At 63.9% G+C, this 13338-nt stretch carries 10 protein-coding genes and 1 pseudogene; 5 read left to right on the top strand and 6 right to left on the bottom strand.

The annotated features are described in order from the left end of the window. Nucleotides 1-89: 89 nt before the first annotated feature. Both XH91_RS01165 and XH91_RS01160 read right to left on the bottom strand, forming a co-directional pair. Nucleotides 90-557, bottom strand: coding sequence for a hypothetical protein (locus tag XH91_RS01165; protein ID WP_128948892.1), 468 nt, complete (start codon nucleotides 555-557; stop codon nucleotides 90-92). Nucleotides 558-654: 97 nt separating this feature from the next. After that, a pseudogene (locus XH91_RS01160) lies at nucleotides 655-1560 on the bottom strand (YifB family Mg chelatase-like AAA ATPase); the annotation flags it as partial. Between the two features lie 46 nt (nucleotides 1561-1606). On the opposite strand from XH91_RS01160, the gene XH91_RS01155 reads away from it, so the two are divergent. After that, nucleotides 1607-3334: a recombinase family protein gene (locus XH91_RS01155; protein ID WP_128948890.1), complete on the top strand. Its 1728-nt coding sequence runs from the start codon at nucleotides 1607-1609 to the stop codon at nucleotides 3332-3334. 109 nt (nucleotides 3335-3443) lie between these two features. Here the strand turns inward: XH91_RS01155 and XH91_RS01150 are convergent, their stop codons facing one another. Then, nucleotides 3444-4340 (bottom strand): 3'-5' exonuclease, encoded by an 897-nt coding sequence (locus XH91_RS01150; protein ID WP_128948889.1) that lies wholly within the window; start codon nucleotides 4338-4340, stop codon nucleotides 3444-3446. A 232-nt stretch (nucleotides 4341-4572) separates the two neighbouring features. Between XH91_RS01150 and ku the strand changes: the two genes are divergently transcribed. Beyond that, nucleotides 4573-5505 (top strand): non-homologous end joining protein Ku, encoded by a 933-nt coding sequence (gene ku / locus XH91_RS01145; protein WP_128948888.1) that lies wholly within the window; start codon nucleotides 4573-4575, stop codon nucleotides 5503-5505. Nucleotides 5506-5511: 6 nt separating this feature from the next. Here ku and XH91_RS01140 read toward each other — a convergent pair whose 3' ends face one another. The 3 genes from XH91_RS01140 to XH91_RS38640 form a co-directional block, all read right to left on the bottom strand. After that, nucleotides 5512-7026, bottom strand: coding sequence for an AlbA family DNA-binding domain-containing protein (locus XH91_RS01140; protein WP_128948887.1), 1515 nt, complete (start codon nucleotides 7024-7026; stop codon nucleotides 5512-5514). A 143-nt stretch (nucleotides 7027-7169) separates the two neighbouring features. Then, complete coding sequence (locus XH91_RS01135; protein ID WP_128948886.1) at nucleotides 7170-7442, bottom strand: hypothetical protein; 273 nt, start codon at nucleotides 7440-7442, stop codon at nucleotides 7170-7172. Nucleotides 7443-7662: 220 nt separating this feature from the next. Beyond that, nucleotides 7663-8088 carry a hypothetical protein gene (locus XH91_RS38640; RefSeq protein ID WP_164938238.1) on the bottom strand — a complete coding sequence of 142 codons (426 nt, stop codon included), beginning with the start codon at nucleotides 8086-8088 and terminating at the stop codon, nucleotides 7663-7665. Between the two features lie 192 nt (nucleotides 8089-8280). On the opposite strand from XH91_RS38640, the gene XH91_RS01125 reads away from it, so the two are divergent. From XH91_RS01125 to XH91_RS01115, 3 genes are read left to right on the top strand one after another with little or no spacing between them, the layout of a single operon-like run. Then, nucleotides 8281-8688, top strand: coding sequence for a FixH family protein (locus tag XH91_RS01125; RefSeq protein ID WP_128948884.1), 408 nt, complete (start codon nucleotides 8281-8283; stop codon nucleotides 8686-8688). Beyond that, on the top strand, nucleotides 8685-10121 hold the full coding sequence (locus tag XH91_RS01120) for an efflux RND transporter periplasmic adaptor subunit (RefSeq protein WP_128948883.1): 1437 nt from the start codon (nucleotides 8685-8687) through the stop codon (nucleotides 10119-10121). Before XH91_RS01125 ends, XH91_RS01120 begins: the two co-directional genes overlap by 4 nt. After that, nucleotides 10118-13288: an efflux RND transporter permease subunit gene (locus XH91_RS01115; protein ID WP_128948882.1), complete on the top strand. Its 3171-nt coding sequence runs from the start codon at nucleotides 10118-10120 to the stop codon at nucleotides 13286-13288. The genes XH91_RS01120 and XH91_RS01115 overlap by 4 nt, the downstream gene beginning before the upstream one ends. Nucleotides 13289-13338: the final 50 nt, after the last annotated feature.

Below are 13338 nucleotides of genomic sequence, written 5' to 3'. Positions count from 1 at the left end.
CCGCTTCGAGCGACGATGTCCCGCCGACCTTGCGAACAGCTTGAGGCCTTGGGGCGGCCTCGAAACAGAGTTGACGAGGTGTTAAAGCCTCAGAGCGAGGCGGCCTGGAGATGGCGGTGGCCACCGCGGGCGGCGACGATCAGGGCTGCCGCTTCCTTCTGCGAAAACGTCCTCGAGCGGACATAGATGCGATAATCGGCCGGGCCTTCGGTGCTCAGATAGACCGTCGGATGATCAGCGCCGCCTTGCCCGGAAATCGCGACCAGATGTGTGGATGGGTTGCCCTGGCAGGCGCCGGGCTCGTCGCTCGCCCCGTCGTCGACGACGGCGAAGTCGGCGGCGTCGGCGTCATCGGTGATCTGCACCCGGACCGTGGCCTGCGCCGGATCGTCGGTGAAGGCGACCTGGAGGCCGGCCGTCCAGAACAAGGAGGTGAGCTCGACCGAGGTGTCGCCGATGGCGATGCAGGGATGCGAGACCGATCCGATCTCGCTGCGGGCGAACACCGCAGCCGCCAACAGGGGAACCACTGAGGCCAGGATCTTGAAACGCAACATGACACTCTACTCGCCGGCCCCGTACGGGAACTTGTGGGCCTTATGGTTTGCAGAGCGTAAAGGAAACTCGTTACCACCGGGTTGATGCGCGGGATGATCAGGCGAGCTGCCGCACATCCTCTGCGAGTGCGCGGTAGGACAGCGCTTCGGCCAGATGCAGCCGGCCGATCTTGTCCGCGCCGTCGAGGTCGGCGAGCGTGCGTGCCACCCGCAACACGCGGTGATAGCCGCGCGCCGACAGCCGCATCGTTTCGGCGGCGTCGCGCAGCAGCTTTTGCCCCTGCGCGTCGGGCCTTGCGATGTCTTCGAGCACCGACGCCGGCGCCTCGGCATTGGTGCGGACCTGCGGCAGGCCCGCACTGGCGTAGCGCGCGAGCTGGATGTCGCGCGCCGCCGCCACGCGCGCGGCGACTTCAGCGGAGCCTTCGGTCGGCGGCGGCAGGATCAGATCGGCCGCGGTCACCGCCGGGACTTCGATGCGTAGATCGATGCGGTCCATCAGCGGGCCGGAGATGCGCGCCTGGTAATCGCCGGTGCAGCGGTCGATGCGGCCGCGCTTGCAGGCATAGCCCGGCTCGAACGCATTGCCGCAGCGGCAGGGATTCATCGCAGCGACCAGCATGAAGCGGGCAGGGTAGGTGACGCGGTGATTGGCGCGCGACACCGAGACCTCGCCATTCTCCAAGGGCTGGCGCAGCGAATCCAGCACGCGCGGATCGAACTCCGGCAGCTCGTCGAGGAACAGCACGCCCTGATGCGCCAGCGAGATCTCGCCGGGCTTTGCCCGCGCGCCGCCACCGGTGAGCGCGGCCATGCTGGCGGAATGATGCGGCGAGCGAAACGGCCGCCGCGATGTCAGCGCGCCGCCTTCGATCTCGCCGGCGACGGAGGCGATCATCGAGACCTCGAGCAGTTCGCTCGGCGACAGCGGCGGCAGGATCGAGGGCAGGCGCGCGGCCAGCATGGATTTGCCGGCACCAGGCGCGCCGATCATCAGAAGATTGCGCTACATTTACTGGTGAGCAAAGTATTGATGTCACCATATACTTATGAAGCCTTCAGCGTACAGCTACATCCGTTTTTCGTCTCCGGAGCAAGCCAAGGGAGATTCTCTCCGGCGGCAATCCGCTGGAGCTTCGAAGTGGGCGGACAAAAACGGTTATCAAATCGTTGAAGTCCTGGAAGACCGGGGCATTTCGGCCTTCCGCGGCAAGAACACGACGAAGGGGCGGCTCGGAGAGTTCCTTGCTCTCGTGAAGGCGAAAAAGATTTACCCAGGCTCGGCTCTAGTCATCGAATCTCTGGACCGGTTCTCTCGCCAGCAGGTGAGCGAAGTGCTTCCGGATTTTCTGAATATCATCAACGCGGGCATCCGGATCGTCACGCTGATGGACGGCCGGGAGTACACCAAGGATTCCTTGGACAAGGACACGTACGACCTGTTCGGCAGTCTGTCCATCATGGCGAGAGCCCATGAGGAGTCTCAGCGCAAGGGAGAGCGAGTCGCCGAGGCCTGGGAGGAGAAACGGCGGAAAGCCAGAGACAAAAATTCCGAAAAACTGACGGACCGCGTTCCGGCCTGGCTCGATGCAAAACGCGACGACGCAGGGCGACGATGGTTCGAGCCAAACGGGCACATCGGAATCGTAAAGCGAATTTTCGAAGAGACCGCGAACGGCTACGGTCGCCGCATGATCGCTAAACGACTGAATGCCGAGGAAAGGTGGTCGTTCAAGTCAAAGAAGCCGTGGCAGCCCTCATCCATCGCAAAAATCCTGACCGGTCGAGCCGTGCTTGGCGAATACCAGCCGCACAAGCGTAACCGGAAGGGCAAGCGGCTCCCCGACGGCCCGGTTATCCAAGGCTATTATCCGTGCGTCATAGACGAGGACCTTTGGCAAAGAGCGAACGCGGCCATGAGGCGAAGACGAACCGACGCCGCCGGACGACCGCACGCCGAGGCGGCTAACCTCATTCGTTCGATAGCCCGCTGTACCTGCGGCGCCCGCATGATGTTCGTGAACAAGGGAAAACCGCCCCGTGGTGGCCGTTACTTCCTCTGTTCAAACGCGGCGCGGAGCGGCGGCTGCACACTCACACGACTTTGGAAAAACGAACTTGTGGAACGGTCCCTCTTCCGCCGCCTGGACAAGGCGGTGCTTGAGCAGACCGTCGTGGGGGGCGCCGAACCGACAAGACAGTCCTCAAGGGACTATGATCTGTTGATCCAAGACTTGGTGCGGAAGCAGAAGCGCGTGGTCGATTTTCTGGCCGATAGCAAAGATCACGAAGACGATCCCGTTTTCGATTCGAAGATCAAAACGCTCAGGGCCGAGATCGCGGCCGCCGAACGGGATCGAGATCTTGCCGCCAAGGCGGAGTTGTCGCGGGCGAATCTGCCGGAAACTAGATCGTCCTGGGCGGAAGCTCGCGCGTTTGCTCGCCGTCTCGATAGCGCCTCCGACGAGGAACGCGTCAACCTCAGGCGTCTGATTATACAAAGGATTCGCACCGTGTTCGTCGAGGTGCGTTTCTCCTCTCATTCAATCGCGGTCGTCGTAGAGCTCCCGGGTAAGCCGACAGAGATGCCCGTCGGACCGATGACCTGGATAAGAACCATCGAATCCAAAATTGACGAAAAAACGCAGCGATATTTCATTTGCGATAAAATCTATACGGATGATCCGGAACACGCGGTCCGCATGGGAAGGGAGCCCTACACGCCTGGTGCGGGAAGCTTCCTCTATCCCATGGACAGGCTGCCTGAGGCAGGGTGAATCTGGTCATGACCTCCAGACCGGATGACCGGCAACGCCCGTAAGCGGGTCGAGAAGCGTCTCGGGCGGTAATGCCCGCGATCGGGGCGTCGAGCACGCTGCCGCCTTCTTAGACGCGGTTGGAAAAGCGCGTGAAGGCGGTCAGCCGCTGCACGCCGGGCTCGACGTCGCTCATGTAGATCTCGGTCCGCAGGAACGCGATCTCGTCGTCGAGGACGGCCTCGTCGACGTCGATGAACCACGACTTCGGCCTCCCGTCGCTGCCGTCGTTCCAGCGGTAGCCGCGCTGCTTCAGCGAGTCCTTAAGCTCGAACGGCGATTGCTCGGCCCAGACCCGCATCGTCGGCTTGCGGGCGTTCTCGAGCAGCAGCGCAAGCGCCGGCGCGCCGGTCGCTGGCAGATCGAGGGCGAGAATCTCCAACAAGGCGTGGCAATCGTCGACCGCCCGGTGCGCCTGGTGGAAGTAACCCGCACCGTTGAGCAGGTAGCCGAGCTGCGCGCCCGCGAAGCCGTGCGAGCGCCAGTCGACCTCGGTCGCGCTGCAGCCCCAGGCGATGTCTTCGAAGACCGGCCAGTATCGTTCTGCAAATTTGCGATCGAAACCGCTGTTATGCGCGATCGTGATGACGGCGTCGTCGACAAACGCGGAGATGGCGGCATCGTCGATCCGTTGGCCGGCGACCATCGCATGGGTGATGCCCGTGATCGCAGTGATCTCGGGCGGGATCGGAGCGGACGGTTCGTTGAAGGCCGAGAACGTGTCTCTGACGCCGACGATCCGCCCGTCCGCCGTGTAGTCGAACTTGACCATGCCGAGTTCGATGACCTCGTCCTTGCGATGATCGAGGCCGGTGGTCTCGGTGTCGAGAACGACGGCGGTCCGAACTTCCTGCCCGACGGTCGGCGTGTACGGGGGCCGGGCGACCAAGCGTCGCAGCACCCGGAAATCGCCCGACCGGTCGAGTGCCTCGGCCATGGCCGCCAGATCCATCGGGGTCGATAGCATCGCGTCAGTTGGGTTGGATTCGCTCGCTCGTTCGGTATCTCGCACACAAAAGCTCCACGAGGTACCCGGATTTCAGGCGATTCACGGCCTTTTCGAAGGTGTGGGACGGGTTCAGGGGGCCTCGGGCCGGTTCGGGCCGCAGCGGGTCCAGATTCTTCCACCGGACGTGTCGGAACCATGCTGTCCCGTTCGTCTTGAATCCAGCCGACCGTCCATCCGGAGTACCGCGTTAATGGCCCCTCGCGCCAACTGGAAAGGCTTCCTTCGCCTGTCGCTCGTCACGTGTCCGGTGGCGCTGTATCCGGCGACCTCGGAGAGCGAAAAGATCTCGTTCAACCAACTAAACAGGGCGACCGGCCACCGGATCAAATATCTCAAGGTCGACGCCGACACCGGCGACGAGGTCCCGAACGAGGACATCGTCAAGGGCTACAAGGTCGATACCGACACCTTCATCGAGGTAACCAAAGAAGAACTCGAGAATGTCGCCCTGGAATCCACCCGCACCATCGAGATCGACGAGTTCGTCGACAAGACCGACATCGATCCGCGCTACCTGATCCGCCCCTACTACCTGCGTCCGGACGGCAAGGTCGGTCACGACGCCTTCGCGGTGATCCGCGAGACCATCCGGGAGATGGACAAGGTCGCGATCGGACGGGTCGTGCTGACGAACCGCGAGCACATCATCGCGCTGGAGCCGCTCGACAAGGGGCTGATGGGGACGCTGCTGCGGTACCCCTATGAGGTCCGCGATCCGAAGGAGTATTTCGACGAGATCGACGACGTCAAAGTCACCAAGGACATGCTCGATCTGGCCAGGCATATCGTCCAGCAGAAGGCCGGCAACTTCGAGCCCGACAAGTTCGAGGACCAGTACGAAACCGCCCTGGTCGATCTCATCAACCAGAAGCGGGCCGGCAAGCCGATCACGCCGAAGGAGCGTCCGCGCGGCGAGAACGTCGTCGACCTGATGGACGCGCTGCGCAAGAGCGTCGGCGGCGCGGTGACCGAGACCAAGGCTGCTCCCAAGAAGGGGGCCAAGAAGCCGCGAAAGGCGGCTGCCGGCCAGAAGGAAATGCTGATGCCGATCGCCGGCAAGAAGCCGGCGAAGGAGACCGCCGCGAAGAGGCCGGCTGCGAGGGCGCGGCGAAAGTCGGCCTGATCTTCGTTACTTCTTCTTCGCGTAGATCAGTTCGTCTAGCCGGCATGCTGCCCGGTAGATGGCTCCGCGGCGATTGCTGCTTCGCGGGTCCGAATCCTGAGCCCGATCGAGACAGTCCAGAAGGATCTTCCGGATGGTCTCCAGATCCTTCGGCTTCACCGTCGTCGGCAGAGCCTGCACCGCCGCCGCGAAAACGACGTCTTCATCGATGTCGGCCGGTGCCTTGATCTCTCCCCTCGCCAGCTTCACGCGCAGTGCTTCGGCCTTCCCCGTCGACTGGCGAAATGCCGAATCCTTTCCCGAGAGCCGGTCGACCAGTGCGTTGCGCGACGACGGATAGGTGGCGACCTGTTTGCGAAGATCTTCTGCGACCTCGGCGGCGGTCGATCCGGCCTGGTCGATGTAGAACCACACGGGAAACCACTTCCGCTGAGCGTGAGCCTGGAAGTGGATGTACTGCATTGGTTCGGCGACCTTTTCGATCCGCAGGAAATTGCGGACGACGGCGTCGGGCGTGACGTTCTCGCGGATGACCTTCGTCCGCTCCCTTTCGACCTCCGAAACCGGCTCGACGTCGCCGATCAGCCTGAGCGCCGGCGCGCCCTTCTTCTCGTCGAATTCGCCTTCCCGCACGAACTGGATGCTCGCAAGCAGGGATTTGTCGATGAGGAATTTGCCGCTGGTGCCAGCGACCTCGCCGGAGTCGAGATCGATCGTCGCTTCCTTGCCTATCGCGACCCGGTTCATTCGAGCGCTGAACTCCGCGACGGCCCGCTGCTCGCGCGCGGCGATAATCTGCCTGAGCTCGCCCGCCTTGATCAGGCGGGTTTCCCCGACGTAGCGGAAGTAGATGCCCCCTTCCTTGACGTCCTGACCGACGTTCTTGATGGCGATGACGGGACCGTGGTCGTGCTTCTCCACGTACAGCACGCCGACCTGCTTGCCGCCGAGCTCGATGAGCCCCTTCGTCACGTGAGGGACGGGATCGAGGGCTCCCACCAGGATCCTGTTGAGGAGCGAGATGTCCGACTTCGTGAAGACGTCGTCCGCGAGCCCGTCGGCGTGGAACGTTGCGTCCGTAACTCCGAACAGCAAGTAGCCTCCCTTGTTGTTGGCCAGCCCTGCTATCGCACGCAGCGCTTTCGAGAAGCGATCCTCCGGCTGAAGCCGGAATCCTGCCTTGCATTCGGTGCGATCGGTCTCGCCGCCCGCCAGACGCCACGTGCCGGCTTCGCGGACGAACATCGAGCGGAGAATGCGCAGGTCGACCGGAGAAGGCGCCGGGGGCGCTTTTGCCTCCGGATCCTGCCAGGCCGACAGGAACGCCTCGAGATCTTCCGGCAGCGCCTCCTCTACAGATGCCCCGTACTTGCCCTTCTTGATCTGGGTGATGCGCCCCGAACTGATCAGCCGGTCCGGCTTGTTGAAGTAGAAGTGGATGACGTCGTTCCGCCAACCCTTGCGGAGCATCGCCTTCACGATGCCGATTTCTGCGTCGGATAGATTCCGCTGCTTGGCCATGTCGCTTCCCCCGCGCCGATCGCCATCCCCGCTGCTACACCCGATGCACACGATTCGCGCAAATTACGATCGGCCGTCGGTGCTACCGGAGGATGCTGGACGCGCGCAAGGGCCGGGATCGCCGGCCGGGGAAATCGATCGCCCTAGCCCGAGGAGTCGGGCGGACACTCCGGGCAGGTATCGCCGATGGAATCGAGCACGTCACGGACCTCGGCGGCGGCCTGGTCCCCCGAGGTGCCGGCCGGCGGATGCCGACGGGCGAGATCGACGGCCCGCTCGCGCGCGTGGGGGTCCGCCCGGTCGCGCGCCCAGCCATGCTCCTCGCATTCGTGGATGGCGCCAGCCTCCCGCAGGACTTCGATCGCCCACCCGCGCAGCGTCCGGATCGCCGGCCGTCGTTCTTTCATCATCAGCATCGAGATCAACTCCTGCCGGACGAATCCTTCCACCCACTGATCGTTCCCGGCGGTTAGCACGTGGCAGGGATTCGCAATTGGCGGAGCTCTGGCTTGTCCACCTGTTCCGCAAGGCTGTGCATAGACCCAATCGATCAGGCGTTCCTTGCGCTGTCTGGAATCGCCGAGGCTCGCCGCAGTCTTCCCGATCGGAGCCGCGGTCATCCGAACCTGCACCGCGTTAGGAAGACCTGTCTGAACACGCCGCAATCAGAAAGCCAACTGCCAGCGTGAGGATCGCGTCGGCCACGCCAGTCCGCGCGATCAATCCCCATTTCTGGCGAAATCGTGATGAACCGACGATTTGCGTCGGCCAGCCGGTCGTGAGAGAAGGTGGGATGGGTCCGAGGAAGGTCATCAACTGGCTGATCGCGCTCGCCGTTGCGGCGGCGCTCATCGCGTCGCCTTTGTCGGCGTCGGCGATGGCTGCGTCGCAGATGGCGGCGGCAGCCGGCGAGATGCAGGCAATGGCTGACGACATGCCGTGCTGCCCCCAGCAGGACCAGAAGGCCAAAGACTGCGGATCCTGTCCCTTCGTCGCGTTGTGCATGCTGACGATCACTATGCCGCCGCCCTGTGGAAGCGCGGCGTCGGTCGATCGCACCATCTCGCTTAGCGCCTTCGCTCTGCCGAACGATCTGCTGATCGATGGGCTGGGCGCACACCCGCCGGACCACCCACCTCGAACGATCGTCTGACCGGCGCGCTGGCGCCGGAACGTTGACGCGCGCCAAGCATCGGCGGGCGTCCTTTCGCATGCCGTTTTGCGGCTAGATCAGACGTTTCGAGGAATACAATCATGAAGACCGCCATACGTGCGCGCGCCGCTGCGGCCGCGCTGATCGGACTCTCGCTAGTGGGAGCACCGAAGATCGCCTTCGCCGACATCAAGGACTACGAATTTCAGCTCGTCGACCCGACGGTCCAGGCCGGCACCGACAAGATCGTCACCGTCAAGTTGCTGAACAAGAGGACGGGCAAGCCGGTGCCGGATGCCGTCATCTTCGCGTCCCGCCTAGACATGGCTCCGGACGGCATGCAGGAGATGGTCACGAAGTTGACGCCCATGCCGGGGACGGAGCCTGGCACATACCGGTTCAAGGCGACCTTCAGCATGGCGGGCCGCTGGCAACTATCGCTCGGCGCCAAGGTGCAGGGCGAGACCGGTACCGTCGAAAGCAAGCTCGTCGTCACGGCGCAGAAATGAACCGCGTCGTCGCCCTGGGCGCGGCCGCTGCGATTATCGCAGCGGCCAGCGCCGCCTTCTCCGCGGGAGAGATCCTGCGCTTGGAGCCGTTCGCGCATGTCGCTACCTCTTCGGCTACGGCCGCCGAGGTCGGCGCGACGATCTACTATCAGGATCCAGACGGAAAGCCGTTCTACTCGCTCTCGCCGAAGAAGACGCCTGATGGGCGCGACTGGCGCAGCGTGCCGGCGAGCGCGGATGTCGGCTTCGACGAGGACGCGCCGGCAGCCATGCCGTCCGCGACGGCTGTCGGATCCGGAGAGCGCCGGGTCAAATACTATCGCAATCCCATGGGCCTCCCCGATACGTCGCCGACGCCGAAGAAGGATTCGATGGGGATGGACTACATCGCCGTCTATGAAGGCGAGGACATCGACGATGGGTCGGTGAAGCTCTCGCCAGGCAAGATTCAGCGCTCCGGCGCGAAGTCGGAGCCTGTCGTGAGGCAACCGATCAGATCGATCGTTCGGGCTCCGGGAGTCGTCAAGGAGGACGAACGTCGCGTTTCGGTCGTCGCGCTGCGCTTCGAAGGATTCGTCGAGAGCGTCGCGAACGTAACAACCGGCGACCACGTCCACAAAGGACAGCCCCTCATGAACGTTTACAGCCCGGCGCTTTCTAGCGCCGCAGCCGAATATCTGTCGGCGGTCAGCGCGGGCGCGACCGGCAAGGATCTGAAGGGCGCTCGGCGCCGGCTAGAGAATCTCGCGACGCCCGAACCGGCGATCAAGGAGCTGGAGCGCACCCGCGAGATATCGCTTTCGATTCCATGGCTCGCCCCTCAGGACGGGGAGATATTGGAGCGCAACGCCGTGAACGGCATGAGGGCCGGACCCGGCGACGTGCTGTTCCGGATCGCGGATCACCAAGTCGTCTGGGTGCTCATCGACGTCGCCGAGCGCGATCTACCCCAGATCACCGTCGGAACGAAGGTGACGATCCGCCCGCGCGGCCTGGCCGGCCGGACCTTCACGGGTGAGGTGTCGCTGATCTATCCGCACCTGATGACGCAAACCCGAACCGCCCGCATCCGCGTCGAACTGCCCAATCCCGATGAGGCGCTGCGGCCGGAAATGTACGTCGATGCGGAGGTCGAGACCGGCCCACCAGAACCGGTGCTCGCGGTGCCCGAAAGCGCCGTCCTCGACAGCGGCACACGTCAGGCGATTTTGATCGACAAGGGCGACGGTCGCTTCGAGCCGCGCGAGGTCAAGCTTGGCCGCCGCGGTAGCGGCTACGTCGAAATCACGGACGGGGTCGCGGAAGGCGACGCGGTCGTGACGTCCGCCAATTTCCTCATCGACGCCGAGAGCAATCTGAAGGCCGCGCTGAAGGGCTTTGCGGAGCCCGGCACTCAATCCAGCGAGCCGTCCGCCAAGGAGACGCGCCCATGATTGCCCGCATCATCGCCTGGTCGGCGCGCAACCTTCTGCTGGTCCTGTTCGGGACCGGCTTTGCCGCAGCGGCTGGCATCTACGCGCTGGTCCATCTGCCGCTCGACGCCATCCCCGATCTCTCCGACACCCAGGTGATCGTCTACACCGAATATCCGGGGCAGGCGCCCCAGGTCATCGAGGATCAGGTCACGTATCCGCTCGCGACCGCGATGTTGACCGTCCCCAAATCGAAGGTCGTTCGCGGCTTCTCCTTCTTCGGCGTCTCGTTCGTCTACGTGATCTTCGAGGACGGCACCGATATCTACTGGGCCCGCTCCCGGGTCTTGGAATTCCTGAATTCGGCGACATCGAGGTTGCCGGCGGGTGTGGCGCCGACCATCGGCCCGGACGCGACAGGCGTGGGCTGGGTCTACCAGTACGCGGTGATGTCGAAGGAGCTCAATCTCGCCGACACGCGAACGATTCAGGATTGGAATCTCAAATTCGCGTTGGCGAAGGCGGAAGGCGTCGCCGAAGTCGCGGGCATCGGCGGCTTCGTCAAACAATACAACGTGGTCCTCGACGCTCAGCGGATGCGCGACCTCGGCATCACCATGCAGAAGATCCGCGACGCGATCCGCGCCAGCAACGCTGACGTCGGCGGCCGCACAGTGGAGCTATCCGAATTCGAGTACGTCATCCGGGGCAAGGGCTATCTCAAGAGCATCGACGATCTCGGTAATATCGTGCTCAAGACCGACGGCGGGACGCCCGTCCTGCTGCGGGACGTCTCCCGGGTCGAACTCGGCCCGGACGAGCGGCGAGGTATCGCGGAACTGAACGGCGAGGGAGAGGTCGCCGGCGGCATTGTGCTCCAGCGCTTCGGCATGAACGCGCTCGACGTCATCGAGAACGTCAAGAAGCGCTTCAAGGAGATCGCGACCAGCCTGCCCAAATCCGTCGAGATCGTGCCTGTCTACGACCGGTCGAACCTCATCTACGCGGCCGTCGACACGCTCAAGCACACGCTGTTCGAGGAGAGCCTCGTCGTCGCACTGGTCTGCGTCATCTTCCTGCTGCATGTCCGCAGCGCGCTCGTCGCGATCCTGATGCTGCCGGTCGGCGTGCTGATGGCGTTCGGGGCGATGAAGCTGCTGGGAATAGGCTCCAACATCATGAGCCTGGGCGGAATCGCCATCGCCATCGGCGCCATGGTCGACGCCGCCATTGTCATGATCGAAAACGCCCACAAGCACCTGGAACGGGCAGAACCGGGCAAGTCTCGGGTCGCCATCCTGGTCGAAGCCGCCTCCGAGGTCGGGCCGGCGCTTTTCTTCAGCCTGCTGATCATCACCGTCTCGTTCCTGCCCATCTTCACGCTGGAATCGCAGGAGGGGCGGCTGTTCAGCCCGCTTGCCTTCACCAAGACGTTCTCGATGGCGGCGGCGGCGCTGCTATCGGTGACCCTGGTGCCGGCGCTGATGGTGATCTTCGTCCGCGGGCACATCGTTCCGGAACACAGGAATCCGATCAATCGCTTCCTGATCTGGATCTACCGTCCCGTGATCAAGGGCGTGCTGCGGGCGAAAACTCTCGTCGTCATACTCGCGATCGCGGCGCTCGCCGTAACGATCTGGCCAGCGCGCCAGCTCGGCACCGAGTTCATGCCAAACCTCAACGAGGGCACGCTCCTGTACATGCCGACGACGCTGCCCGGTATCTCCGTCACCAAGGCCACCGAACTGATGCAGACGCAGGATCGCATCATCCGTTCTTTCCCCGAGGTCGCGTCGGTCTACGGCAAGGCCGGTCGCGCTTCGACGTCGACCGATCCGGCGCCGACCGAGATGTTCGAGACGATTGTCAATCTGAAACCGAAGGAGCAGTGGAGGCCCGGGCTCAGCGTCGACGGGCTGATCGCCGAGATGGACAAGGCGCTGCAATTCCCTGGCGTGTCGAATGCATGGACCATGCCGATCAAGGCGCGCATCGACATGCTCTCGACCGGCATCCGGACGCCCGTCGGCGTCAAGGTGATGGGCACCGACCTGGTCGAGATCGACAAGCTCGCCAAGCAGATCGAGCAGGTGCTGAAGGCGGTCCCAGGCACGTCGTCCGCGTACGCCGAACGAAGTCTCGGCGGCTACTATCTGGAAATCACGCCCGACCGGTCGGCGCTGGCGCGCTACGGCATCATGGTCCAAGACGTCCAGGACACGATCGCGACCGCGCTCGGCGGCCAGACTGTGACCACGACCGTCGAAGGCCGTCAGCGCTTCACGGTCAACATGCGCTACCCGCGGGACCTCAGGGACGCGCCGAAGAAGATCGCGAGCGACATTCTCGTCCCGATGCCCGCCGGGGGCGCCGTGCCGCTGGCGGAAGTCGCCAGCGTTCAACTCGCACGCGGCCCGAGCTCGATCCGGACCGAGAACGCTCAACTCGCGACCTACATCTACGTCGACATCCGCGATCGCGACCTCGGCGGATACGTCGCAGACGCGCAGCGCGCCGTGCAGGCGAGCGTCCAGTTTCCACCGGGTTACTATGTGATGTGGAGCGGACAGTACGAATATCTGGAGCGGGCGGCGGCTCGCCTGAAGATAGTCGTACCGGCGACGCTGCTGATCATCTTCCTGCTGCTCTACCTCAACTTCAGGTCGGTCACGGAGACGTTGATCGTGATGTTGTCGCTGCCGTTCGCGCTGGTCGGCGGTCTATGGCTGATGTGGTGGCTCGGCTTCAACCTGTCGGTCGCTGTTGCGGTCGGCTTCATCGCGCTCGCCGGCGTTGCCGCCGAGACCGGCGTCGTGATGCTGATCTACCTCAACCAGGCGCTGGCGGACATCAGGGCGCTGCGCGCCGCCGAGGGCCGCGCCCTGACGCGTGCTGACCTGTACGACGCCATCATGGAAGGCGCGGTCGAACGCGTGCGGCCGAAGATGATGACCGTGGTCGCCATCATGGCCGGCCTGTTACCGATCATGTGGGGCACCGGAACCGGCTCCGAGATCATGCAGCGCATCGCCGTGCCTATGATCGGCGGCATGGTCTCGTCCACGCTGCTGACGCTGATCGTGATCCCGGCGATCTTTGGGCTGGTGAAAGGCATCGGGCTGCCTACCGGGAGGGTCCTCGATGTTCCGGCGGTTAGCGTCTTCGACCGTCCGGAAGCGGCGGAATAATGCCCGGTCGCTGTGACCGAACGGGCCGCGAGACCGAACTACCAGAGATA

It is taken from the genome of Bradyrhizobium guangzhouense, assembly GCF_004114955.1.
GTDB lineage: Bacteria > Pseudomonadota > Alphaproteobacteria > Rhizobiales > Xanthobacteraceae > Bradyrhizobium > Bradyrhizobium guangzhouense.
This window is presented reverse-complemented; position numbering and strand designations above follow the sequence as displayed.

Bases quoted from the DNA above. Each gene is read 5' to 3' on its own strand.
- XH91_RS01135 (WP_128948886.1), bottom strand. From the start codon at position 7,442: ATGCTGATGATGAAAGAACGACGGCCGGCGATCCGGACGCTGCGCGGG.
- XH91_RS01125 (WP_128948884.1), top strand. From the start codon at position 8,281: ATGAAGACCGCCATACGTGCGCGCGCCGCTGCGGCCGCGCTGATCGGA.
- ku (WP_128948888.1), top strand. From the start codon at position 4,573: ATGGCCCCTCGCGCCAACTGGAAAGGCTTCCTTCGCCTGTCGCTCGTC.
- XH91_RS01140 (WP_128948887.1), bottom strand. From the start codon at position 7,026: ATGGCCAAGCAGCGGAATCTATCCGACGCAGAAATCGGCATCGTGAAG.
- XH91_RS38640 (WP_164938238.1), bottom strand. From the start codon at position 8,088: ATGGTGCGATCGACCGACGCCGCGCTTCCACAGGGCGGCGGCATAGTG.
- XH91_RS01120 (WP_128948883.1), top strand. From the start codon at position 8,685: ATGAACCGCGTCGTCGCCCTGGGCGCGGCCGCTGCGATTATCGCAGCG.
- XH91_RS01155 (WP_128948890.1), top strand. From the start codon at position 1,607: ATGAAGCCTTCAGCGTACAGCTACATCCGTTTTTCGTCTCCGGAGCAA.
- XH91_RS01150 (WP_128948889.1), bottom strand. From the start codon at position 4,340: ATGCTATCGACCCCGATGGATCTGGCGGCCATGGCCGAGGCACTCGAC.
- XH91_RS01115 (WP_128948882.1), top strand. From the start codon at position 10,118: ATGATTGCCCGCATCATCGCCTGGTCGGCGCGCAACCTTCTGCTGGTC.
- XH91_RS01165 (WP_128948892.1), bottom strand. From the start codon at position 557: ATGTTGCGTTTCAAGATCCTGGCCTCAGTGGTTCCCCTGTTGGCGGCT.